The organism is Pseudomonas sp. Z4-20, from assembly GCF_051131955.1.
GTDB lineage: Bacteria > Pseudomonadota > Gammaproteobacteria > Pseudomonadales > Pseudomonadaceae > Aquipseudomonas > Aquipseudomonas marvdashtae.
In genome coordinates this window covers 137,385-162,068 of record NZ_CP071641.1, presented here as the reverse complement: position 1 = coordinate 162,068, position 24,684 = coordinate 137,385, and the positions used below count along the sequence as shown (strand labels likewise).

Below are 24,684 nucleotides of genomic sequence, written 5' to 3'. Positions count from 1 at the left end.
AAAACGGATACAGACCATGACTGAAGCTGCCCTCGTCCCCGAAGCTCCGCACGCTCCGTCTGTTATTCGGCAATTGCTCGAGAAATTGGGCATCGCCTTTGACGAAGTCCTCGAGCGACCGGGCCTCAACCCCGCTCGCAAAGTGCAGGCCGTGCTGTTGCACGATGCCGTGGGCGCGCTCATGGTGCTGTTTCCGCAAAACCAGTTGCTGGACCTCAACCGGCTGGCCGAGCTTACCGGTCGTAAACTCACGGCGGTGCCGACCGAACGCCTGGAACGCATGCTCGGCAAGCACAACCTCAGCCTGCTGCCCGGCCTGCCGGCGCTGACCAGTTCCCCTTGCCTGTACGAAGAAGGCCTGCTGCGCGAGCCCAAGCTGCTGATCAACTCGGGCGAGCCGGGGTTGCTGCTGGAGGTCACCAGCGAAGCCTTCAGGACTATGCTCACCAAGGCCAGCGCCGCGACCTTCGGCGAGCCCTTGAGCAATATCACGCCAAACCTGGACCGCCCGGACGACGACCGCAAGGAAATCACCCTGGCCGTGCAGGCGTTTACCGCGCGGCGTATCCAGCAACGCCTCGAAGAAACCATCGAGATTCCGCCGCTGGCCGAAACCGCGCAGAAAATCATCAAGCTGCGCGTCGACCCCGACGCGACCATTGATGACATCACTGGCGTGGTGGAAACCGATCCGGCCCTGGCCGCACAGGTAGTGAGCTGGGCCGCGTCGCCGTACTACGCCTCGCCGGGCAAGATTCGCTCAGTGGAAGACGCCATCGTCCGGGTGCTGGGCTTCGACCTGGTCATCAACCTGGCGCTGGGCCTGGCCCTGGGCAAAACCCTGAGCCTGCCCAAGGACCACCCGCAACACACCACGCCGTACTGGCAGCAGTCGATCTACACCGCCGCCGTCATCGAAGGCCTGACCCGCGCCATGCCCCGCGCACAGCGCCCCGAAGGCGGCCTGACCTACCTGTCGGGCCTGCTGCACAACTTTGGTTATCTGCTGCTGGCCCACGTGTTCCCGCCGCATTTCTCACTGATCTGCCGACACCTGGAGGTCAACCCGCACCTGTGCCACAGCTACGTGGAACAACACCTGCTGGGTATCAGTCGCGAGCAGATCGGCGCCTGGCTGATGCGCTACTGGGACATGCCCGACGAACTGGCCACCGCCCTGCGCTTCCAGCACGACCCCCACTACGACGGCGAATACGCCGCCTACCCGAACCTCGTCTGCCTGGCCGTGCGGCTGCTGCGCTCACGCAGCATCGGCTCCGGCCCGGATGAAGACATCCCCGACGCCCTGCTCGAACGCGTGGGGCTGACCCGGGAAAAGGCCAACGACGTGGTCAGCAAGGTGCTTGAGGCTGAAACGCTGCTGCGGGAACTGGCTTCGCAGTTCAGCCATTGATTGCTGGCGCAGGCAGTTGAGCTTTTGTGGCGAGGGGATTTATCCCCGCTGGACTGCGCAGCAGGCCCAAAAAGGCTACTGCGGTAAGCCTGCACAACCGAGAAGCCAGGTTTTAGGGCTGCTTCGCAGCCCAGCGGGGATAAATCCCCTCGCCACAATCATCCACTAGGCTTTAGGCTTCCTCGGCTTCAAATACTTCATCAGCCCCTGAAACCAGATCACCAGCGCCGGGTTGCCTTTGATCTGGATCGACTTGTCCTGGATCCCGGTCATGAACGCCAACTGCTTGTTCTTCGCCTGCATCGTGGCAAAGCCGTAGGCAGCGTTCTTAAAGGCGATGGCGAAGGCTGGCGTCGGGTAAACACCGGACTGGCTGGTGATGCGCTGGTTCTTCACGGTGAAATGCCGAGCGACCTTGCCGTCCTGGGTTTGCAGCTGGAACACCAATTCCTTGTCGCCCAACTGCTGCTGGAACGCCGGATTGGTCCGGCTGGCCTTGCCCATCAACAACCCCAGCATCCACAGCAGAAAACGAAATTTCATCGGCACAGCCTCGTGAGAAAAATGAACGGCTGGCGCAGTTTAGCGATTCCCCAGCGGAACGCCATCATCGAATCAGGTTAGCGGGAGATAGGCCTTATTTTGCGCATGATGACTGCCAAGTCACGTTTAGAAGTGGCATTCGTTGGCCTTCAAGTTCCTCGGACATTTCCTTCAAAACGCCGGGCTGTTCATGAACTAGGCAGCGCTTTCGAGCGCCGCTAACCTCTGTTCGTCATCGCAAAAACGGTGATACGGACGTGCAAGTCCGATCTAGGAGCGTATTCGTTATGGCTATTCGCCGAGCATTTTTCTATGCTCGCCGACTGTTATGGCGGCTGCGCGTGGGAGACCTTCGGGTCTGCCGGGTTCCTGGACCGGTCTTGCACACCTACGTACAGCTGCCACCCATTTTTCGACGTGCAATCGGAGGGTGCCGGCTCCACTTCCAGGAATTTTCACTATGTTCAAAGCAACTCCGAATCCCCCGCAAAACGAACACAAATCCCGCGTCGAAAAACTCGAAGAAAAACGCCTCGAAGACGCCACCAACCGCGCCCTCGACTACTACCTAAAACCCCAGCCCGCCCCGCCGCCGGAACCGGACAAAGACCAGCTCTTCATCGTCTCCCCGCACATCGACACCGAAACCCTGCTCGCCAACGCCTCCGAAGACCTGCTGTCCATCAGCACCATCGCCGCCGACCTGGCCGACGACATCGACGACTCACGCCGCTGCGTCGCCCTGGCGATCAGCCGCATGGCCGATGGGGTTCAGTTGTTGGTTGAGGGGGCGTTGGATCATCTGGAGACAAGGGAAACAGTGGCGCCTGGCGCCGAGGGATAGTGCTTGCGACGCCTTCGGGGGCAACCCCCGCAATTGGATCGAGGTATGACAAGAGACACAGGTCGGTTATAAGGCCGCCTCGCGGTGGACGTTGATCTCGGCGCCCCGTTAACCACGCTGGCCGAACGCAGGTATTGCGCAGTGGGCATCCCGGCATGGATGCCGGGATAGCCGCGCTGGGTCATGGATGACCCTTCGCGGCGGCCCATGGAGCAATGCCTGCGTTCGGGCACACCGAGCCTAGGCGAGGTGCCGAGTGGTGGGGCAAGACCTTTTGGTTACTTTTGGGGCGTCTGCCAAAAGTGACACGCCGTAAGGGCGTAACCGCCAGCCGCCATCACCGCAGCAATGGATATGCACTCAATCAAACATTCGGGCAAGGCACCGGTGCCCAATCACCCAGGTCCGGGTTTTTGCACATGCTATTGACCTGAGTGGTACCAGCACTGGCAACCTGCTTGCTTTCAGCCTGCTTGGCCTTGGCGGTCTGCAGGGTCTTCTCGGTGGCGACCGCTTCTTTCGGCACGGTTGGCAGCACCGGTGGCTTCTTCGCCGGCTTCACGATTTTTTTGGTCTTGGTGCTGGTCTGAGCCACGACCGGCGTGGTGTCGGCAGTGGCCACGGTCACCACGTCAGTACGCTGCACACCCACTTGCTGCAGGTCTTTCTCGTAGGCCTGGGTGTAATTGTTCAGGTCTTCGGCGGCTTTGCCATTCACCGCGACGATCAGGTCGTTGGACTCTTTCAAGCCAGCGACGATTTCCGCCAGGCGCTTGCGGCCCTCAGTATCGTTGACGGTCTTGGCCTTGCGATCGGCAACCAGTTTGCTGAACGCGTTCTGGTAGCACTGTTGCGAGGTCCTGGCGTAGGCGGTGCTGCGGTCGATGTCCGAAGCGCTTTTGTTGACGTCGGCAGCGTAAGAGGCGATGCGCATGTTGTCATCGGCGATCTGCTTCTGGCGCTCGGTGTAGTAACCGGCGGCGCCACCGGCCAATGCGCCGCCCGCGGCACCGATGGCGGCGTTGCGACCACGATCTTCCTTGTCGGCAGTCAGGGCGCCCAGCAGTGCACCGCCAACAGCGCCAACGGCTGCGCCGGTGACGACCGACTTGGTCATGCTGCCTTCGGTGGAGCGCAAGTGCTGCACCGGCTCGTAGCAGTTCGGGTAGTACTCGACCTTGGTGCTCGAGGCGACCTTGGACGTCGGCGACGTGGCGCAACCGGTCAGTACGGTGCTGAAGCCGACAGCGACCATCAGCAAGTGACGCTTGGAAACCGAAGCAAAAGGTTTACGGGAGAAAAGCATAGTTGTGTTCTCGTTTAAGTTTTGACCAGCTCAGCACAGCCCCATCGCCGCCTGAGTCCCTTCCAAGCTCGCTGACAACGAACACTCAAGACCGCTGAGCACTCGATGCGAGCAATTGCTTCAATATCGCCGCCGGGTCGGCTCGTTTTTGCTGACGATAATCCCCGACATGACGAACGAATAACGTTGCACGCGCCACCAGGCTCTTGCCCAGTACCGGCTTGCGCTCCAGCTCTTGCTTGATGCGCTGGAACTGCGCCTGGATCACGGCATCGGTGTAGCGCGTGCCGGTTGCCAGGTTGTCGATGTAGATCGCCACCGCACCGTCCAGCGCGCTGCGGCCATTGTCGATGGCGGTGGCGAACAGCGTGGCGCTGGCCTCGTCCTTGGCGTCCAAGGCGGCCTGCCGACTGTTCTGCAGATTGGTCAGGCGAATGTTGTAGTTGTTGATGGTCTCGGCCACCAGGGCCGAAGACTGGATCAGGTTGCCCGCCGCTTCCTCGCGCTGCTGGGCGATCAGCGAGACGTTGCGCTTGAGTTCTTCGTTGACCAGCCCGAGCTCGGCTTGCAAGCGTGGGTCGGCGCTGGCGGCAATGATGCTGTCCAGGCGCTTGGTCGGGTCATCGGCGTCATCGATGGCGTCGGTCAGCGACGCGAGCCGCCCCTCTTTCTGCCACTGGGCGAACAGTTCCTTGTAGCGCGAACGCGGCGCCGACAACGCCCCGACGGCCACGCGAAAGCCGGTGGTTTCGTTGCTTTGCTCGGTGCCATCGGCGGCGAACAACGGGTACTCGCGGCGCATGCCGGTGAACAGCGTGCCCTCGCCTTCCAGGTAATTGCCGCCCTTGACCACGAAGCCGCCATAGGCGCCCTGGCGGCGACCAGCGTGCACCAATTGAAAGGATTCCTGGACCATTTCAGCGGCGTTGCCCACCACGTCGAACAAACCGATGGGGTTCGGCAACTTGGTGCCGACGGGCATCAGTCGCGCTGCCTGGCCGGTGCCACCGGCGACTTGGTTGAATACTGCCCAGTCGGCCAGCGGCCCTTCGCTTTCGCTGCCTTCCAGGCGCCGGGGGAACAAGCGTCCTTCCAGGTCCTGACGGCTGACGGCGTGGCCGCCACGGGCGGCGAATTCCCATTCCACCTCGGTGGGCAGGCGCACGAAACCCAGCCCGCCATCTTCGGCGGAGCTGCCGCGACCGCTCACTGGCAGCAAGTCCTTGTGGTATTTCATCAGCCACGCGCTGTACACCGCCGAGAAGCGCTCGGCCTCGAACTTCGACAGCTTGACCTTGGGCAAGCGCCCGGCCATGCCCTGGGGCAGCTCGGCCAGCAGCGCCTCGCAGGCCGGCGCCGGTTCGCCGCTGGCCAGCGACTGGGCCTGGGCCATGACTTGGGCGTATTGCCGGGCGGTGACTTCGTACTTGCCGATGAAATACAACATCGGCTTGAGCGGCGTCTTGGCGTCGGTCTTGGGCATCAACGGCGTGATGGTCTTGTTCCAGTCCTTGGGCAAGTCCTTGAGGGTGAACTGGCCGTTGATGAAGTCGCGCCGGTAACCCGAAATGAACGACTGTTGGTAGCCCGCCTCGCCCTCGCTGAACGGGTAGCCGAGGCTGATCTCGCGGTCGTCCAAAGTGCCTTGGGCAAGAATGTAGACGTAGCGGAACACCATCTGCCCCTCGCACGGCAGCGGTAGGCTGACGTCGTCGGGCAACGGCTTGGGGTTGTCCAGTTTGTCCGTGCCTTCATCAGCCCAGACTGAACCGGCCAGGCTCAGCGCCACGGCGGCGCACAGTAACTTATACATCGCGAATTCCTTCAGACGCCTGGATGCGCGCCACCCGCCAGCCACCGCAAGCCGCCGCGACGGCGCTGATGCCGAGCACGGCCACCAGGGCCAAAGTGTAATGACGCACCAGCAGATGACTGGCGTATTCGCCGGGCATCTGCGCAAATAAATAGTTCAGGCCCGACTGCGCCAGGCCATACAGGCCGGCACTCAACAGGGCCGCAAACGTGGCGCTGTAGAGCGCCTGCAACACCACGAACAACAACAGCGCCACCGTCGACACACCCAGCAAGCGCAACACCGACAACTCCCGACGCTTGCGCTCGACCGCCGCCAGGGCGCCGGCAAAAATGGCCGCGAAGGCGCCGGCCAACGCCAACCCGGCGATGATCCAGAACACGATCGACAGGTTGCGGCTCAACGATTGCACTTGTGCGATGGTCTGGGCCTGGGTCGATACCAACAGATCCTGCCCGGCGAAGAACTGGCGCAGCGGTTCGACATCACCGAGGCTGCGGGCGTACAAGCGAAACGCCGGGTACACCCGTTGCCCCGCCTCGCCTACTGCCTCACCCGGCCAGCCGAACGCGGGCACGGAGCGGCCGTCGCGGTAATCCTCGGCCGCCTCCAGCAAGGCCAGTGGCGCGAACAAACCATCCCGGGCGAAGGCCTCCAGCGGCAACACGTGCAGAACCTGCACCCGCGTGCGCTGCGCCTCGCTGCGACCGGCCACTTGCCGACCGAAGCTGGCCTGCAACCAATCGCCGGCCTTGGCACCGAGTTTTTCCGCGGCGGTCTGGCTGAGCACCACTTGGTCCAACCCTTGGGGCAACGGCAGCTGATCGAGCAAAGGATCGCCGGCGGCGGTGGGGATCATCTCGACCGTGACGGCCGACGCCGCACCGCTCAGATCCGCCGTGGCGGCGATCTGCCGGGTGCGCGGCAAGGCGAACGCGACATCGCTGCGCTGCCCCAACTGCTCGACGAAACCGGCACTGAAGCGACCACCACCCAAGGGGATGATTTCCCGGGTGGCCGGGTCGTTCTGCAAGCGTTCGGTCAGGCTGCTGACCAGGCCGAACTTGAGGCCGAACAACACCAGCAGCGGCGCCACCACAGCCACCAGCGCCAGCACCGAACAGGCCGACAGCCAGGCGTCGTTGCGGTAATCCTGCCAGGCCAGGGAAGCCACCAGCGCGCCGCGCATCAGCAAGCCTCCCCGAGGGTGGCGGTGACGCCGCCGTCCGTGTCGCGACGGCAACTGATGCGCCGCACCTGCAAGCCGCTGGCGCGGGCCAGCGCCTCGTCGTGAGTGGCGACCACGCAGGCCACGCCGTGTTCGCGGGCCTGGGTCACCAGCAATTGCATGACGCGCTCGGCATTCAGCGGATCCAGCGCGGCGGTCGGCTCATCCGCCAGCAGCAGGCGCGGCCCGTGGGCCAAGGCACGGGCGCAACTGACCCGCTGGCGCTGGCCGACGGAAAGGTCCGCCGGTTTCTTGTCCAGTTGATCGGCAATGTCCAATTGTCCGGCCAGGCGCTTCACGCTGCCGTCATCCTTCAAACCCAGCAGTTTTCGCGACAACTCGATGTTCCCGCGTACGTCCAGGAAGCCCAACAGGCCACCGGTTTGCAGAACATAGCCCAGGTGACGACTGCGCAGCTCGGCCAAGGTGTCCTGTTGCGACGTACGCCACAGTTTGGCGATGTCCAGCGGCGCTTTGGCGGGCGTGAAGTCGAACTGAGCGGCCTGATCCGGCGCCAGCACCAGTGCCAGTAGATCGAGCAACGTGCTCTTGCCACACCCGCTGGGGCCGACCACCGCCAGTTGTTCACCGCCGCGCAATTGCAGCCGTGGAATCACCAGGCTGTAGCGCTGGCTGCCGGCGCCCCGGCTTTTGTGCACTGCGCTCAGGTTCAGCATCACGGCAGCGTCGACAACGGAACGCGGTACAAGGCATCGCCCGGCTCGGCATCGCCGAAACGCACCCAGTTGGCGAGGTCGTTGTGGAAGGTTTCGTAGAGACGGATCTTGGACTCCAGCTCGTCAATGAAATCTTCCTGCTCGGCCACGCTCAGGGACAGCCACAGGTCCTGGGTCATGTTCAGCGATTTGCTGCGGTACGGCAGCCCTTCCAGGTACTCGCCGAGGATGCCGCCGGTGGCCAGGTTGCCGCCCTTGCGCAGGGCCGATGGGTCGCGGCTCATGTAGGCACTGGCGCTGGCGATTTCCTGGAAGAAATCCTTGGGTGAGCTCTGGGTCTTGCGGGCCGCGTCGACGATCAGCTTCAGCGATTGCTGCAAATCGTTGAGTTGCAGCTTGGTCAGCATCACGCAGACCTGGAACGCCGGTAGCGCTGGGTTGGTCAGGTCGCGGTCGGCGGTCCAGGCGCTGACCAGTTGCGGCGCCTGGCTGGCGCTTTTGCGCCCGAGAAAATCCATATGCATGGCGTAGCCGACCGCCGCCGATTTGTCGGCCAGGCTCGGCGCGGCGCTCAGCAGCGGCACGCTTTGCGGCTTGTTGCTGCGCACCTGGTGCACGAGGTCGGCGAACACCGAGCCGATTTCGTCGACCCGTTCGCCAAACTTGCGCACATCGGCGCCCGGCACCGGGATGTACAAGTCGCCAATCTGCGGGTTCGCATCGGCGGTCAGCGTCCGGTACTGAGCCTGGGCGCCGCCATGGGTTTTCTTGCCGGCGTCGCTGAGCAGGTGCAGGGCGTAGATCTTGATCTGCTTGCCCAACGCCGCCTGACGTACTTCGGCCTCGTTCATTTGCGTGGCGGCAAACGGGTCGTTCTTGCGCAGCGCACCGGCGTCGGTGACCAGCAGGATCAAGCGCCCGCCGTAACCGGACCAGTCCATGCCCTCCACCGCTTCCATGACGCCGGCGAACGCATCTTCGTTGAACGAATGACTCGACACGGTGGAGGCCTTGACCTGCCGCGCCATTTCCAGGAACCGTTGCGGGTCGCGGCCCTGTTCCAGGGTGATCAAGGTCTTGGCGACGTATTCCAGGCCGGGGGTTTTCTGGGTGCTGCTGCGAAACCCCACCATGGCGAAGCTGACGCTATCGAGCTCGCCACGTTCACCGATGCGGGTTTGCAGTTGGTGCACCACATCGCGGACCTGATCGATGTAAGGCTGCATGGACACGGTGGTGTCCACCACCAGCACCACGGCGGTACGGAACGCGTCGGCGTTGGCAGTTGTGATCGGCGTGTTGGTCGCGGCTTTGGGGGCGCTGCCGGGGTCGATGGAGGCCACGTTCAGCAGCTGCACCGGCTGGCCGTTATCGTCGAAGCTCTCGCGTGAATCGAAGATCGGCAACAGGTAGAACTGGTTCTGCGGCACGGCGCTGGCGGTCGGCTCCAGGGCCAGCACTTGCTGGTTGTCCTGGGGGTTTTGCTGGGCCTTGAGCAGCGCGTTCTTGGCGGCTGCCGGATTGGCCAGCAATTTCTCGACTTCGCCAGGCTGACGCAGGAACATCACCGGCGCACGACCGGAGCGCTCGGTGAACTTGAGCACCAGGCTCTGCTTCCAGTCGCTGACCTGGGCGGCGGGCAACCAGCCATCGCTGCGTCCGTCGGTGGCCGCGCCGACCCGTACCCACGCGCCGCCATCCACGTCCTTGCGCTGATAGACGTACAGCACCGAAAACGCCGGCAATGCCTTGCCCGGCGCGGCGCCCGGTTCGACGGCGAGCTTGGCCCCCGGTTTGCTGAGCACGCGCTGGAACAGGGTTTTCTTGCCGGCCATCAACAGCGGACGCTGGCCGCCATCGGCCTCGGTCGCTACGGGCGGGTTTACCGGCGGCGCCACGGGGGGCTTGGCCGGCGGCGCTTCGGGCTTTTTCTCAGGGGTTTTGTTGACGGGCGGCGTGGACACAACCGGCGTCTTTATTTGTTTCCCATCATCGCCGGACAACCACCAGTAACCGGCGCCACCCAGCGCCAGCGCCACGGCCACCGCCACGGCGGCGAGGGCGAACACCGGCCCCTTGCGTTGCTCCGAGACCGAGGATTGAAGCGGCGGTTTTATCGGCGGCGGAACGGGTTTGGACTGCGGTTGAGGCTGCGGTTGTGAGTCCGCCGGGCCACTGGGAATGTCGATGGACATCGGCGTCAAGCCCGCCAAGTCATCCACCGGGGGCAGCGTGGTCGGCAGTTGCCACGACAACGGCCGGATCAGCGTCGCTTGCGCCGATGCCTCAGGCAGGTTATCCAACGCCCGCAACAACGCCGTCGCATCCGGGAATCGCTCCGCCGGGTCCTTCGCCAGCAACTTGCGCAATACGTCCTGATAACGACCGTGGTGCACCGGCAATTCCGGCAGCGGTTCGGTCAGGTGGGCCAGGGCCGTGGACAGCGCGTCGTTGCCGGTGTACGGCAGCTTGCCGACGAGGATTTCGTAGAGCACCACGCCCAGCGCATACAGGTCGGCGCGGCCGTCGATGTCTTGGCCGCGGGCTTGTTCCGGACTCATGTAGCTGGGCGTACCGACGGCAAAACCGGCCTGGGTGAACTGGGTGCGGTCGTCCAGCGACTTGGCGATGCCGAAGTCCGAGAGCACCGCCGTGCCATCGGCGCGGAACAGGATGTTGGCCGGTTTGACGTCACGGTGCACCAAGCCCAAACCGTGGGCATAGCCCAGGGCCGAAGCGATCTGGCGGATGTAGGTCAAGCCCTGCTCCGGCGTCAGGCCCGCGGCGATGCGTTCCTTGAGCGTGCCGTTGGGCAGGTACTCCATCGCCATGTAGTACAACTCACCGACGTTGCCGATGTCATGGATGGTGACGGTGTGTGGGTGAGACAAGCGCGCCAGGGTCTTGCCCTCGCGCAAGAAGCGCTCGCAGAAGGTCGGGTCGGCCGCCAGCGCCGCGGCCATGACTTTCAATGCCACCTTGCGCTCCAGTGAACGCTGGGTCGCCAGGTAGACACTGGCCATCGCGCCTTCGCCGATCGGCCCTTCAATGTCGTAGCCGGGGATGACAATGTTCAGGGTCAAGCTCATGACGGCACCTTCACAACGACCACGGTGATGTTGTCCGGCGCGCCGCGCATCAAGCCCAGGGACACCAGGCTGCTGGCAATTTCGCCGGGCTCGTCGTGGCTCAGCACTTCGCGGATTTCTTCGTCTTCGACGGTCTTGGTCAAGCCGTCGCTGCACAACAGGTAGCTGTCGCCGGGCACCAGCAGCAACTCGGTCATCGCCAGGTTCAGTTGCCCTTCGACGCCAATGGCGCGGGTGACAATGTTGGACCGTGGATGCACACGCGCCTCGGCTTCGCTGAGCAGGCCACTGTCCTGCAAGTCCTGGACGTAGCTGTGGTCCCTGGAAATGCCTTCGAGCACGCCGTCGCGCAGGCGATACAGGCGGCTGTCACCGGCCCACAGGCACATGCCACGCAGGTCGCGGGCGGCCAGTACCACCACGGTGCTGCCCATCATGGTCACGCCACGGTTGGCGGTTTCTTCACGCACGGCGGCGTTGACCCGCAGCAGATCGCTTTGCAGCGCCACGACGTATTCGTCCAGGGAACGACCCACGGCGATGCCCCGCAGGCTGTCGACGATCAGGCTGCTGACGTAGTCGCCCGCCGCGTGCCCGCCCATGCCGTCGGCGACCACCCACAGGCCGTTTTCCGGCAGGTCGAGGCAGGCGTCTTCGTTGACCTGGCGGACCATGCCGACGTGGCTCTTGCTTGCTGATTTGAAGGCTTTTCCAGCACTTGGACGCATCTACACAACACCTTCTTGGCCGAGCAAAAATTGCGCAAAATCGGCGGCGGCCGGCAATCCCTGGCACCGCATCAAACCGGGCGCGATGCGTTCCGAACCCTGGCCCCACCAGAGGCTGACGCCTTCGCAGGCCGACTCGGCCAAAGCACTCATCCGCTGCTGCGGGTCGGTGGCATCGAAGCGATGCAGGCTGGCGAAGCGGCTGCTCGGCGTGCGCGGCTGGCATATCGGGCTGCCGAGGGTGTCCAGCTGTTCGTTGAACGCTTCGAAACTGGCCTCCACGCTCAACGTGCTCAGCAGCAAATTCTCGACCCGCTCGAACCAGTCGTCAGCGCCACCGACCACCGAGGCCGGGTCCGCCTCCGAGTCGAGCAACACCGCGACGGTCAGCGGAAAATAGCGCCCGACCCGGTCGATGCTCGGCATCACCACACCAGCGGCGGCGTCCGGCCCGCACACGCCGGGGGCGACCATGAAGCGCCACAGCGGACTGACAAGGTAGGCATCCAGCCAGCGCTCGCCGAGGCTGGCCTGGCTGGCGAGCAAACCCGCCGCCAGCCACGAATCCCACGGGCCGACAAAGCTCTGGGGCAAGCCGCGGCTGACAAAATCCCCGCGGCTGGCCAGCTTTCCATAGAAACCCGGAGTACTCATAGACGCTCCGGCAGGCTGAAGCCACTGAGCACCCGGCTCTTGAACGGGTTGAAAGCGCTGTTGGCCCGTAGCTCATAAGAGGCGCTGGCGCCATCGACCCGCAGCCGCAAGTTGAAGCGGTCCGGCGAATTGCCGGCAGTCAGGTCCGACTGCTCCAGCAGGCGGAACCAGGCCCACGGTCCATCCAAAGTAATGCCGGAACGACCGCTGGATGAAGGCGGCATGATCGAGATCCGCACCACGCCGATGCTGCCGGGGTTCGGCCACTGCATGGCGGTCGGTCGGCTCGGGCCGTGGTCGTAGCTCAACTGCTGGCCGTCGAGGTCGAGCAGGAATTGGGTGATGGTTGAGTCCATCGCCACTGGTTTCAGCTCGAAACGCACCATCGGCTGGGTGCCGCCGGAACGGAAGAACGCATCGCGAATGGTCGCCGCGCGCTGGAAGGTCTGCAGCACGCCGGGGGCGATGCCGAGCTTCTGCGCTGCGCCGGGCTGCCAGCGCCAGGTCTGGGTCGAGGTGTCGACGTAGGGTTGCAGGTACTTGCGGAAGTAGTTGTCCATCACTCCGCCAACGCCGAAGAACTGGCCGAAGTCATCCAGGGTCGCGTCCCGCGCGCTGCCTGGCGACATCGGATAGCGTCCGGCCAGGGACTGGCGATAGATGTTCACCACTTCGCTGGTCCACGCCGCATTCAGTTGATTGCGCACGCCGCCCATCATGGTGTTGGTGGTGGAGTTGACCACCGACTTGACCAGGCCCTGCACCAGCGGCGGCTGGCGTTCGGCGTTGAGGCTGACGCGGGTGGCGGCGGCGCTTGCCTGGTTCTTGGCTTCGCCGAGCAAGGCGTCGCCGCTGGCACCGACCATGGCGCTAACCTGCACGTACAGGGCGTTCATGTCCGCCAGCAAGCCATCGATGGCCGCCGGTTCGCCTTCGTTTTTGCTGACGATGCTGTTGAGCTCGGCAAAGTGTGCGGTGATCGGGTCATCGCTGGTCGCCGGTGCGTTTTGTGTCGCCTGCTCCTGGCCGAGCAAGCTGCCCAGGCGTTCCTTGAGCTTGTCCACGCCGTCACTCGCTGGCACGCCTTGGGCGGCCAACAGGCGTTCGTCCTGTTGCAGATCAGTTTCCTTCGCCACCGCCACCAGCAGCTTTTTCAATGGCGAGGTCGGGCCGGAAATCACCCGCAGCACGTCGGCAGCCTGGGCCACGCTGGTGATCGGCACGAAGTCGATGTCGGCCAGCAAGGCGTCCCATTGACGCTGATAGTCCTGGAAGTACAGGCGACGCACATCGGCCGCAAGGCTGGCGACGTTCTGTTGATCAGCCTGTTCGTGGCCCAGCACCCATTGCTCTTCGGCCAAGGTGCCGGTCTGGCTCAGGCTGGTGAGCAAGAAGCCCTGGCGGTAGCCCTTGACGGTGAAGAACCCGCTCAACGGCTCGCCCAGCGGCTTGCCACTCTTGCGGCTGAACACCAGCGCGGCGTCACGGCCGGCGGCTTCGTTGATACGGAAGTCCGGGATGCTTTCGGGCAGGTTCTGGCGCTTGATGCGGTCGTAGACGCGTTGGGCCACCGGCAGTTGCTGCAACTGGCGGCGCAGGTCTTCGATCAGGCGCGGGTCCAGGCGCGCGGTTGGCGGGCGCCGCTCGAACAACGCCTGCAAATGCCCGGCCAAGGCCAGGCGCTGCTCGGCTGGCAGATCGCGCGGCAGGCTGCGGTCCCAGTCCAGGGCGATCCAGGCTTTGATGAAGTCGGCGTCGTAATGCTCGTTGTCGGCAAGCATCAGGTAGGCCTTCAAGCCTTCGTAGAGGAAATCCGAATTGCCGCCGCTGTGCAGTTGCTCTTCGATGCGCGTCAGCAGCCGTGGCGCGAACACCGCGATCAGCAGCTTGCGGTAGACGCTGCCGGACTCGGCTTCGAGCATGTCGCCCTGATACAAACCCAGGCCTTCAGCCCAGTCCGGGGCGTCGTCAGCCAGATGCTTTACAGCGTTGAGCAGCGGCAACACGGCGAGCACGTCGCGCTGGGCCGGGCTGAGGTTCTGCACGGTCTGGCCCAGCGGCGCGACTTTCTGGTCGACTTGGGCGATGTAGGCCTGGTTGGCGCGATAGCTGACCCACCACAAGGTGCTGACCACCAGCACCAGCACGACGGTGGAGGCCAACACGCCTCGGGCGATCCATTTGCGCCGACGCTCGACTTTCGGGTCGACGCCCACCAGCCCGCGCTCGGCGAAGGCCACGGCGGTGAAGAGTTTTTCGATGAAGTAGCTGCGCCCGGTGCCGGTCTGGCGCGCCAGGTGCTGGCGGTCCAGGTTCATGCTCTGGGCCATGGAACCGATCAGGCGATCGATCGGGCTGCCTTCCTGGGTGCCGCTGGTGAAGTACACACCGCGCAGCAATACGCGCTCTTCAAAGGCGTTGGGCTTGAACACGCCATCGAGGAAGCTTTGCAGGCAATCTTTCAGGGCGCCGAACTGCTGTGGGAAACCGTAGATCAAGTCGCGCCGCGCCGGGTCGCGTTCCTGTTGCAAGCGTTCCACCAGGCGGTCGTTAAGGCGCTGTTCGAGCAGGACGAATTCGCTTTGCAGGTGTGCCAGCGGGTTGTCGTTGCTCTTGCCATCGTCCAGGGCGAAGGTCATGCCCCAGACCTGGGCGCGCTCTTCCTTGCTCAGGTTATCGAAGTACTCCATGAAACCCGGCACCAGGTCGAGCTTGGTGAGCATCAGGTAGACCGGGAAGCGCACGCCCAACTGGGTGTACAACTCCTGGATGCGCAGGCGGATCGCCGCGGCGTGGGCGGCGCGTTCGGCGTCGCTGCCCAGTAGCAGATCCGACAGGCTGATGGCGATGAACGCCCCATCGATCGGGCGCCGTGCCCGTTGTTTTTTCAGCAGGCCGAGGAAGCCCAGCCACGCGGCTTTGTCGACCGTCGCGTCGCTGTCCTGTGTGGTGTAGCGGCCGGCAGTATCGAGCAGCACGGCCTGGTCGGTAAACCACCAATCGCAATTGCGTGTGCCGCCAACACCACGCACCGAACCGGCGCCCAGTTGCGCGGCCAGCGGGAAATGCAGCCCGGAATTGACCAGCGCGGTGGTCTTGCCCGAACCCGGCGGACCGATGATCACGTACCACGGCAACTCATAAAGGTTGCGACGCTCGTCGCCGCCCAGCTTGGCTTTCTTGAGCAACGCCAAGGCTTCGTCCATGCGCTGGCGCAGGGTTTCGAGTTCTTCGGCGGTGGCGACGCTGGTCGGGTCCGGAGGGGTTTGCTCGGCCAGGCTGCGCATGACTTCGGCGGCCTGCCGACGAGCCTGGATAATACGGAACACGCGGAAGGCGATCCATACCGCGAACACCAGGATGATCAGCGCCCAGCGGCGGCCTTCGGGCACCAGCCAATCGAGCAGCGGACCGACGAACCAGATGATCAGGCTCAGGGCGACCAGGCCCAGCAACGGAATGACCCAACGGGTCAGGAAACTGAAAAACGCCTTCACTCGACCCCCTCCGCCAACACTGTGATTTCAACCCGTCGATTGCGCGCGCGTCCCTCGGTCGTGGCGTTGGACGCCAGCGGCTCGGTGTCGCTGCGGCCTTCGGCGTTGAAGCGCTCGGGTTGGCCGGTCTTGGCCGAAAGAATGTCCAGCACTGACCTGGCCCGCGCTTCGGACAACGCCCAGTTGGACGGGAACCGGAGCGTGGCGATCGGCCGATTGTCGCTGTGGCCGGTGACCAACACCTGGCCCTTGACCTTGCGCACCGCGTCGGCGATGCGCAGCATCAGCGGCTGGAAATCGTCCTTGATGCTGGCGCTGCCCGAGGCGAACAGTTCGTCGCCACGGATGGTCACTACCGAGCGGTCGACGGCGTCTTCCACGGCAATCCGACCGGCCCTGATCTCATCGGCGAGGAAACCAGCCAGGCGGGGCCGTTCGATCACTTTCGGTTGCACCACGGGACGGTCGATGGTCTGCACCGGGATTTCACCGAGGAAATGAATGTTCTTGAACACCGGTTCGGCGTCGGAGGCCAGTTTCATGCGCAGGCCGAACAGCAACGCCAGCAACAGGGCGACGCCAATGGCCACGGCGATCCACGGCGGCATGAACTGCGCCAGGCGGTCGCGGGCCACGGTGACACCGCGCCAATGCGGCGACAGCTCGCGCTCGTGGTCGCCACGGGCGCTGCGAATGACGCCAGCGGTGCGCTCACGCAATGCTTCGAGTTGGCTGCGGCCGTCGTTCATCACCCGATAACGCCCCTCGAAACCCAGGCACATGCACAGGTACAACAGCTCCAGCAGGTACAAACGTTCCCGTGGGCTTTGCAGGCAATGCTCCAACAACTGGAAGACTTTTTCGCCGCCCCAGGCTTCGTTGTGCACGGTGATCAACAGGCTCTGCTTGCCCCAGTCACTGGCGCCGCCCCAAGGCGTGCTCAACACCGCTTCGTCCAGCGCGGTGCACAAGGCGTAGCGGGCCAGCAACACCTCGTTGCGCACCACGCCGGCGGCCTCGGCGCGCTCTTCGAATTGGCGCAGGTACGCCAGCAACTGTGCGCGCAGGCTGGCCGGCGCCGGGTGGGCGATGGTGCTGCGCAAGCGCGTCAGCAGGGCCAGCAACGGACCGGCGGCGCTTTCCAGCGGGTTGAGGCCCTGGGCCTTGCCGGTCAGGACAGGCGCGGCCGGCATCGACAGCGGCGCCGGCGAGGGTGCCGGTTGCCCCCGTCCCGGGTCCGGGCGGAAAGGGTCCGCGCCACGGCCACCGGGCGTCGGCATGAACTGGGTACGATCGTCGTTGCTCATCGCGGTTTATCCTCGGATCGCCCAGAAAGCCAGGTTCAGCCCCGGGAACTGGCCGGCGATGTGGAATGCAAAGCCGCCGGAGTTGCTCAGCTGTTGCCAGTGATCGCTGCCCCGGTCGAGTTCGTAGTAGGTGGAACCGGCGTGGTACGGAAGCTGACGCGGCGCCACCGGCAACGGCAGCAGGCCGATGCCCGGCAGTTGCAGGTTGACCAGGTCGCGGATGTGTTCCACCGAGCCGACCTTGCTCTGCTGGCCAAAGCGGCCGCGCAAGGTTTCGGCCGGCACATCGGCGCGCACCACCAGGATGAAACTGGCGCTGTCGAGCAGGGTCTTGTCGGCCAGCATCGCCACGTGAATACCGTAGGCTTTCTCGACGATCGGGATCGGCGTGGCCCGGCTGTCGATCAGCATCGACAAGGCCTCGCGCAGGGCCTGCATCACCGGTGCGTAGCTGAGCGCCAGGTCGTCGTGCTGGTATTGCGGGTATTGCTGCGGTCGTCGCCCGGCCGCGGTAAAGGTCGAGAACTCTCCGGCCAGGCTCACCAGTTCACTGTAGAAACGCTCAGGGTGCAGCGGCGTCACTTGGCTCAGGTGTTGAATCAACGGCTGGGCACGGTTGACCAGTTGCAGCAGCATGAAATCGGCGATCTCCGAGGCACCGCCGGCGCCGGAAGCCACCACGCGCCCGGCCAAGGCTTCGCCGCGTTGGTGCAGCAGGCCGAGCAATTCGCTGCGGAACGCCGCCAGCAGCTTGGAAGCCGTCACATCCAGCAGCGGTGGGATGTAAGTGTCATCGAGCACCAGGGCACGGTCGGCGCGTTTTTCCTTGATGCGCACCACGCCCACCGCCGCGTAGTCGCCGAGGCCGTCCTGCTCGGTCAACAAGCGCAACGCCCGGGAACCCACGGCCACCGGCGCACGGTTTTCAAACGGTGCGTTGTCGTCGCGCACTTCGCAGACCTGGCTCACGTAGCGGGCGGCGCCGAGCTCTTCGCCTTCATCGACGGTGTCGCGGGCACCGGCGCGCTTGAGCGGAAGGGCCAGGTACACCACGCCGTCGCGCAGGTTATCGTCGACATTCAGTGGCGTCGGCGCGAGGTCATCCTGGGGAATGTTGAACGGGGTGCCGTCCGGTAACAGGCCGCGTGCCGAAATGATCGCCAGCTTGCCCTGGGCCAACAGGCCCTGGTCGATCAGCAATTCGGAAAAACCCCAGGCGCCTGCCGTCAACGGGCGGCTGCGAGCGTCGATGAGGTTTTCCAGGTAACGGTCATGCTGCTGGAAGTGCTGCGTTCCAATGAACATGCCTTCCGACCAGACCACGCGATTGTTCCAGGACATGGGGGCTCCGATTGCTTATTGGGCAGGGCTGGATGGGGGGACGACGACGGCGCTGCGTACGGCGCGCACGTCGAGGCTGATCTGGTATTCGGTGTATTGGCGCGCCGGGACATTCATCACTGTGCGCCACAGCGACTGGTCCAGCTCGCGATAGCCCACCAGTATTCCGATGTGACGGGTGGCCGGGTCAAGGTCGCGTTGCAGGCTCAACTGTTGGTTGGGCTGGATCAGTACTTCGTCCTGGTCGATCAGGTCGGTGCCCAGCGTTGCCTGGGCCCGTTCGGCCAAGGCGAAATAATCGGCACGGCCGAAGGTCGCGGCATTCTTGAGCTCGAAGATACGCACCCGGACCGGTGCCGGCTGGCCAGTGGCGCCGGGGTTGAGCCCGGAGATGGCGTGAAAGTGCAGCTCGACCGCCGCGGTATCGGCCTGGGCCTCTTCGGGCTCGGGTGCGGCCGCATCCTTGGCGCACGCCGTCAGCAGCAGCGCTGTGGCGACGGCGAGTAAAAACCTGGGAATCATCCTGCGTCCTCAATGACGTTTGAGCTATCCGTTGTGTGCGTTATGAAAAGTGTTTTGGCCCGGCGACGCTCAAGGGCGTCGCTGTCGTGTGCTGTGTTCTTCGTAGGCACGGCTGAATTCACGACCGAACAGGTCCTGGAAATCTTCCTGGGCCTCGCGGGAGATGTTGCTGTAGAGCTCAGTGAATTGCTGCCAGTACTGGGCCTGTCGCGAACCGCTGAAAATGCCCGACAGTCCGCCGGGCTTGCCCATGCGCGCCTCTAACTGCGCCGGCTCGAAACGCGCCAGCAGATGCTTGATTGCCGCTTCCACGCCGGCCATCACCGCCAGTTGGTGGGCACGCAAATCATCGAAACTGTCGCGCACCGCCACGTCCGGCGCCATGAAGGCCTGGTTGCCGTGGCGCAACAGCAACAGCAGCGCCTCGTCGACATTGGGGGCGAACTTCAACGGGTTGTTTTCCACCGGCTGGATCATCGTCTGCTGGATGCGGAACTCGCCTTTGAGGCTGCTGCGGGCGCGCAGTACATCGATCAGTCCCTCGACCATCAGCCGATAGCTGCGCCCGATGCTCTCCATCTGCGCTTCGGCCTGGGCCTTGTCCAGTCGCAACTGATCCAGCCCGGCGCCACGCAGGAAGGCTCGCAGCAGGTCGGGCTGGGAAGTATCAACCGGGGTAGACAAGGATTCGGCACGGCTGACCGGCGCTTCGCGCACGGGCGCAGGCTCGATTGGCGCGCTGGCTTCGGCCAGCGGAACTGGCGGCACGGCAACGGACTCAAGCACAGGCTGCGGCGCGACGGCGATGGGCGCCACTGGCGTCGGTGCGGGCTTGTCGCTGAACGGGTCCCAGTCATCCGGGATCACCGGCGCAGAGGTCATGGCCACGGGCTCAATCACTGGCGGCGGGCTCGGGCGTGGAACCGGCGTAGGCGGACGGAAATCATGCTGCTCGGCCGGCACATGGTCAGGCTGAGCGGCGGGGGGGACGCTGGTCGGGGCAAGGAAGTCGAACAGGTCAGGCAGCGTGTCCATGGCCGACACGCCTTGAAATTGCGCAGGAACGGACACGGGCATCGGCGACGGCGAGTTCACCGGAGCACTCTGGCGGCCCATCAAGGCTTCGAAACTGCTGGGCGCTTCGGCAAACGGATTGCTGTCGGTCACCGGCAGGTTGAAGTCCACCCGCGCCTGGATTTCATAGTCACCGATGCGGATGACTTCGCCATCCTGCAGCGGCTCGCTGTTGCCTTTGCGCAGGCGAATACCGGCCTTGATCAATTCCACACCGTTAGTACTGTTATCGGTCAGGTAATAACGTCCGTCCTTGTATTGGATAACGCAATGTTTACCCGAGACCAAACGCTCCGGATCCGGCAGTACCCAGTCATTATCGGAATTACGGCCAATTGCCATCATTCCCTGGTCCAGCGTCTTTTCAGAACACTGGCCGGGGGTAATCTTGTGATAACTAGTGATAGTCAAACACAGCGGCATTTCGCCTCCTTGCTGAATACTTCTTGTCGGCGGCGATACATCGCGCCTAAGCCCACGAAAGCGCCTACAAACCTTGCCAAACACCGCGAAACGGCTTTTTGCCAGCATGATTGCTGATCTTAACCGGCTTGCGTGACAAAAAACCTGCGTCAGTACCTACTCAGACCTGCGAGTCGCGCGGGTTGTTAAGCACCTCACAACTGTCACATCGGCGAAATAGCTTACCTTGACAACGGATAAGTACTACACCAAAAATGCACAACTTCTTGAATATACATGATGGCACTATAAGATCATTGCGCTTTTATAGCGCCATTACCGTCAAGGAACATGTGGAGTTTCATCCGAAACTTTCGTGTGCACTGCCCGATTTCTTCAACGGGTGATAGGGAGATCGATCCAAGTGGATGTGCCTTTGTTGCTCGCCGCCGTTTCCGCGAATTCGCCTTGCGGTGAAGACTTGGAATATGACGCGGATTTCTTGCGCCTGGAACGCGATTCCCGAGGCCAGCCCGAGCGCAGCATGGGCGACTCGATCCTGCCCGCCGAACCGCCTGAATGGCGCAGCATCCAGCAGCAAAGCCTGGACCTGCTTGCGCGCAGCAAAGACCTGCGCATCACCCATTTCCTGTTGCAAAGCTCCCTGGCCCTGGAAGGCATTCCCGGTCTTGCCCGCGTATTGACGTTGATCAGCGAATTGCTCAAGCAATACTGGGCCGACCTGCATCCACGCCTGGATGCTGATGACGACAACGACCCCACCGTTCGCATCAATGCCCTCGCCGGCCTGACGTCGGACGTTACCATTGGCCTGCTGCGCGAAAGCATTCTGGCCCGCTCCCGGACCTTTGGTGCCGTCAGCCTGCGCGCCGCCGCCAACGCCAGCGGCCTGCAAAGTTTTGCCGATGAAAGCCTGGGTGCCGAGCAGCTCGCCGGCGCCCTGCTTGACAGCAATCCCGAGCAGCTGGAAATCATCCGCGCCGCCCTGCTGCAAGCCCGCAGCGCCGCCGAAGCCATCGAACAGCAAGTCAGCGACCAGGTCGGTTCCGCCCAAGGCGTGGACCTCGGCCCGTTGAAACAACCGCTGAAAATGGCCTTGCAGATTCTCGGACAGTTCGCCCCGCAGAGTGGCGACAGTGCCCTTGCCGATCCTGTCGAAGCCGACAACGCCGCACCGATTGAATACGCCAGCGCCCCCAGCGCACCGCGCAATACCGTCCCGGGAGAAATCAACAACCGCGACGACGTCTTGCGCAGCCTGGATCGGATCCTCGCGTACTACACCCGTCATGAGCCCTCTAGCCCGCTGCCGGTGCTGTTGAATCGGGCGAAGAACCTGGTGCACGCCGACTTCGCGGCCATCGTGCGCAACCTGATTCCCGACGGCATGAGTCAATTTGAAAACCTGCGCGGCCCAGATAGCGAATAAAAGCCAGCGGATCACGCAGTCACGTCATAGGTACCCCCGATGACGCCAACACCGTCGCTCAAGCGACCAGGAGCAGCAACGTGGCGAAGCAAAGTTCTCAGAAATTCATCGCGCGCAACCGCGCGCCTCGAGTGCAGATCGAGTACGACGTCGAGCTCTACGGCGCCGAGAAGAAGGTCCAGTTGCCCTTCGTCATGGGGGTGATGGCCGACCTCGCCGGCAAGCCTGCCGAGCCTCTGGCACCCGTGGCCGACCGCAAGTTCCTCGAGATCGACGTCGACAATTTCGACTCGCGCCTCAAGGCCATGCAACCTCGCGTAGCGTTCCATGTGCCGAACGAACTGACTGGCGAAGGCAACCTGAGCCTGGACCTGACCTTCGAAAGCATGGACGACTTCAGCCCCGCGGCCGTGGCTCGCAAGATCGACTCGCTGAACAAGCTGCTCGAAGCGCGCACCCAACTGGCCAACCTGCTGACCTACATGGACGGCAAGACCGGCGCCGAAGAAATCATCATGAAGGCGATCAAGGACCCAGCGCTGTTGCAAGCCCTGGCGAGCGCGCCGAAGCCCGCCGACGCTGAGCCCAAGGCTTAAGGACTAACGATCATGAACGATTTGGTACGCGACAATCAGCCCCAGAACTTGGGCGCCACCGAAGAAACCAGCGAGTTCGCCTCGCTGTTGATGCAAGAATTCAAACCCAAGACCGAGCGCGCCCGCGAAGCCGTCGAGACCGCCGTGCGGACCCTGGCCGAACAGGCCCTGGCGCAGACCGACCTGGTGTCCAACGATGCCATCAAGTCGATCGAGTCGATCATCGCCGCCATCGACGCCAAGCTCACCGCCCAGGTCAACCAGGTCATCCATCACCCGGATTTCCAGCAACTGGAAAGCGCCTGGCGTGGCCTGCACTACCTGGTCAACAACACCGAGAGCGATGAGCAGCTCAAGATCCGCGTGCTCAACATCTCCAAGACCGACCTGCACAAGACCCTGAAGAAATTCAAGGGCACCGCGTGGGACCAGAGCCCGATCTTCAAAAAGATGTACGAAGAAGAATACGGCCAGTTCGGCGGCGAACCTTACGGCTGCCTGGTCGGCGACTACTACTTCGACCAGTCCCCACCCGACGTGGAACTGCTGGGCGAGCTGTCGAAAGTCTGCGCCGCCATGCACGCTCCGTTCATTGCCGCCGCCTCGCCGACCGTGATGGGCATGGGCTCGTGGCAGGAACTGTCGAACCCACGCGACCTGACCAAGATCTTCACCACCCCGGAATACGCCGGCTGGCGTTCGCTGCGTGAATCGGAAGACTCGCGCTACATCGGCCTGACCATGCCGCGTTTCCTGGCGCGCCTGCCGTACGGCGCCAAGACCGACCCGGTGGAAGCCTTCGCTTTCGAAGAAAGCACCGACGGCGCCGACAGCTCCAAGTACACCTGGGCCAACGCCGCCTACGCGATGGCAGTGAACATCAACCGCTCGTTCAAACACTTCGGCTGGTGCTCGCGCATCCGCGGCGTGGAGTCGGGCGGTGAAGTGGAAAACCTGCCGGCCCACACCTTCCCTACCGATGACGGTGGCGTGGACATGAAGTGCCCAACCGAGATCGCCATTTCGGACCGCCGTGAAGCGGAACTGGCGAAGAACGGTTTCATGCCGCTGCTGCACAAGAAAAATACCGACTTCGCCGCGTTCATCGGCGCGCAGTCGTTGCAGAAACCGGCCGAATACGACGACCCGGACGCCACCGCGAACGCCAACCTGGCCGCCCGCCTGCCATACCTGTTCGCCACCTGCCGCTTCGCTCATTACCTGAAGTGCATCGTGCGCGACAAGATCGGTTCCTTCAAAGAGAAGGACGAGATGCAGCGCTGGTTGCAGGACTGGATCCTCAACTACGTCGACGGCGACCCGGCGCACTCCACCGAGACCACCAAGGCCCAGCATCCACTGGCTGCCGCCGAAGTGATCGTCGAAGAAGTCGAAGGCAACCCGGGGTATTACAACTCCAAGTTCTACCTGCGCCCGCACTATCAGCTCGAAGGGCTGACCGTGTCGTTGCGCCTGGTATCGAAACTGCCGTCGGCCAAGGGCGCATAAACACCGACCTTGATGTGATCGTTCCCATGCTCCGCGTGGGAACGCTGCGCGTCCGAGTGATGCGCAGCGACATCAGATGCGTGACCACGCAAAGCGTGGGAGCGATCAACAAAACGCAATGTGGTAGACACCACACAGGGAGAAAACATGGCTGTTGATATTTTCATCAAGATCGGCGACATCAAGGGCGAGTCCATGGACAAGGCCCACAAGGACGAGATCGACGTCCTGAACTGGAGCTGGGGCATGTCCCAGACCGGCAACATGCATGTAGGCAGTGGCGGTGGCGCGGGCAAGGTGAGCATCCAGGATCTGTCGCTGACCAAGTACGTCGACAAGGCTTCGCCGAACCTGATGATGCACTGCGCCAGCGGCAAGCACGTCGACAAGGTCAAGCTGACCGTGCGCAAGGCCGGTGGCGAAAGCCAGGTCGAGTACATGATCATCAACCTGGAAGAAGTGCTGATCACCTCCCTGAGCACTGGCGGTTCGGGCGGCGATGATCGCCTGACCGAAAACGTCACCCTGAACTTTGCCAAGGTGATGGTGGACTACCAGCCGCAGAAAGCCGACGGCACCAAGGAAGGCGGTCCGGTCAAGTTCGGCTGGAACATCCGTCAGAACGTCAAGGTGTAATCGAACACGCCTCCGGCGCCACGCGCCGGGGGTGTTTGGTGCTTGCTCGCAACC

At 63.5% G+C, this 24,684-nt stretch carries 19 protein-coding genes; 6 read left to right on the top strand and 13 right to left on the bottom strand.

Features of this window, described 5'->3' with window-relative positions; all coding sequences use genetic code 11:
* The first annotated feature begins 16 nt into the window (after window positions 1-16).
* The gene (locus J3P82_RS00730; RefSeq protein ID WP_434559935.1) at window positions 17-1,414 is read left to right on the top strand and encodes an HDOD domain-containing protein; all 1,398 of its coding nucleotides are present in this window, start codon (window positions 17-19) and stop codon (window positions 1,412-1,414) included.
* Between the two features lie 165 nt (window positions 1,415-1,579).
* Here the strand turns inward: J3P82_RS00730 and J3P82_RS00725 are convergent, their stop codons facing one another.
* Window positions 1,580-1,957: a helicase gene (locus J3P82_RS00725; protein WP_434559933.1), complete on the bottom strand. Its 378-nt coding sequence runs from the start codon at window positions 1,955-1,957 to the stop codon at window positions 1,580-1,582.
* A gap of 460 nt (window positions 1,958-2,417) precedes the next feature.
* Between J3P82_RS00725 and J3P82_RS00720 the strand changes: the two genes are divergently transcribed.
* On the top strand, window positions 2,418-2,801 hold the full coding sequence (locus tag J3P82_RS00720; RefSeq protein ID WP_434559931.1) for a DUF6124 family protein: 384 nt from the start codon (window positions 2,418-2,420) through the stop codon (window positions 2,799-2,801).
* Window positions 2,802-3,165: 364 nt separating this feature from the next.
* Here J3P82_RS00720 and tagQ read toward each other — a convergent pair whose 3' ends face one another.
* The 12 genes from tagQ to tagH all read right to left on the bottom strand — a co-directional run bounded on the left by tagQ (window position 3,166) and on the right by tagH (window position 20,460).
* The gene (gene tagQ / locus J3P82_RS00715; protein ID WP_434559929.1) at window positions 3,166-4,107 is read right to left on the bottom strand and encodes a type VI secretion system-associated lipoprotein TagQ; all 942 of its coding nucleotides are present in this window, start codon (window positions 4,105-4,107) and stop codon (window positions 3,166-3,168) included.
* Window positions 4,108-4,192: 85 nt separating this feature from the next.
* On the bottom strand, window positions 4,193-5,920 hold the full coding sequence (locus J3P82_RS00710) for a formylglycine-generating enzyme family protein (protein WP_434559927.1): 1,728 nt from the start codon (window positions 5,918-5,920) through the stop codon (window positions 4,193-4,195).
* Window positions 5,913-7,109 (bottom strand): ABC transporter permease, encoded by a 1,197-nt coding sequence (locus J3P82_RS00705; protein ID WP_434559925.1) that lies wholly within the window; start codon window positions 7,107-7,109, stop codon window positions 5,913-5,915. Before J3P82_RS00705 ends, J3P82_RS00710 begins: the two co-directional genes overlap by 8 nt.
* Window positions 7,109-7,825 carry an ABC transporter ATP-binding protein gene (locus J3P82_RS00700; RefSeq protein ID WP_434563973.1) on the bottom strand — a complete coding sequence of 239 codons (717 nt, stop codon included), beginning with the start codon at window positions 7,823-7,825 and terminating at the stop codon, window positions 7,109-7,111. The genes J3P82_RS00705 and J3P82_RS00700 overlap by 1 nt, the downstream gene beginning before the upstream one ends.
* The gene (locus J3P82_RS00695) at window positions 7,825-10,914 is read right to left on the bottom strand and encodes a serine/threonine-protein kinase (protein WP_434559923.1); all 3,090 of its coding nucleotides are present in this window, start codon (window positions 10,912-10,914) and stop codon (window positions 7,825-7,827) included. Before J3P82_RS00695 ends, J3P82_RS00700 begins: the two co-directional genes overlap by 1 nt.
* Window positions 10,911-11,642, bottom strand: a complete 732-nt coding sequence (locus tag J3P82_RS00690) for a PP2C family protein-serine/threonine phosphatase (RefSeq protein WP_434559921.1) — start codon at window positions 11,640-11,642, stop codon at window positions 10,911-10,913. Before J3P82_RS00690 ends, J3P82_RS00695 begins: the two co-directional genes overlap by 4 nt.
* A complete protein-coding gene (tagF, locus tag J3P82_RS00685) occupies window positions 11,643-12,296 on the bottom strand; it encodes a type VI secretion system-associated protein TagF (protein WP_434559919.1) in 654 nt (217 codons plus the stop codon).
* Window positions 12,293-15,793, bottom strand: coding sequence for a type VI secretion system membrane subunit TssM (tssM, locus tag J3P82_RS00680; RefSeq protein ID WP_434559917.1), 3,501 nt, complete (start codon window positions 15,791-15,793; stop codon window positions 12,293-12,295). The genes tagF and tssM overlap by 4 nt, the downstream gene beginning before the upstream one ends.
* Window positions 15,790-17,100 (bottom strand): DotU family type VI secretion system protein, encoded by a 1,311-nt coding sequence (locus J3P82_RS00675; protein ID WP_434559915.1) that lies wholly within the window; start codon window positions 17,098-17,100, stop codon window positions 15,790-15,792. The genes tssM and J3P82_RS00675 overlap by 4 nt, the downstream gene beginning before the upstream one ends.
* Before the next feature lie 6 nt (window positions 17,101-17,106).
* Window positions 17,107-18,441: a type VI secretion system baseplate subunit TssK gene (gene tssK / locus J3P82_RS00670; RefSeq protein WP_434559913.1), complete on the bottom strand. Its 1,335-nt coding sequence runs from the start codon at window positions 18,439-18,441 to the stop codon at window positions 17,107-17,109.
* 15 nt (window positions 18,442-18,456) lie between these two features.
* A complete protein-coding gene (gene tssJ / locus J3P82_RS00665; protein WP_186615156.1) occupies window positions 18,457-18,963 on the bottom strand; it encodes a type VI secretion system lipoprotein TssJ in 507 nt (168 codons plus the stop codon).
* 69 nt (window positions 18,964-19,032) lie between these two features.
* On the bottom strand, window positions 19,033-20,460 hold the full coding sequence (gene tagH / locus J3P82_RS00660; protein WP_434559911.1) for a type VI secretion system-associated FHA domain protein TagH: 1,428 nt from the start codon (window positions 20,458-20,460) through the stop codon (window positions 19,033-19,035).
* Between the two features lie 403 nt (window positions 20,461-20,863).
* Between tagH and tssA the strand changes: the two genes are divergently transcribed.
* The 4 genes from tssA (at window position 20,864) to J3P82_RS00640 (ending at window position 24,630) form a co-directional block, all read left to right on the top strand.
* Complete coding sequence (tssA, locus tag J3P82_RS00655; RefSeq protein WP_434559909.1) at window positions 20,864-21,889, top strand: type VI secretion system protein TssA; 1,026 nt, start codon at window positions 20,864-20,866, stop codon at window positions 21,887-21,889.
* An 80-nt stretch (window positions 21,890-21,969) separates the two neighbouring features.
* Window positions 21,970-22,485: a type VI secretion system contractile sheath small subunit gene (tssB, locus tag J3P82_RS00650; RefSeq protein ID WP_186633609.1), complete on the top strand. Its 516-nt coding sequence runs from the start codon at window positions 21,970-21,972 to the stop codon at window positions 22,483-22,485.
* 12 nt (window positions 22,486-22,497) lie between these two features.
* Window positions 22,498-23,994, top strand: coding sequence for a type VI secretion system contractile sheath large subunit (gene tssC / locus J3P82_RS00645; RefSeq protein WP_434559907.1), 1,497 nt, complete (start codon window positions 22,498-22,500; stop codon window positions 23,992-23,994).
* A 147-nt stretch (window positions 23,995-24,141) separates the two neighbouring features.
* On the top strand, window positions 24,142-24,630 hold the full coding sequence (locus J3P82_RS00640) for an Hcp family type VI secretion system effector (RefSeq protein WP_186633606.1): 489 nt from the start codon (window positions 24,142-24,144) through the stop codon (window positions 24,628-24,630).
* Window positions 24,631-24,684 lie beyond the last annotated feature (54 nt).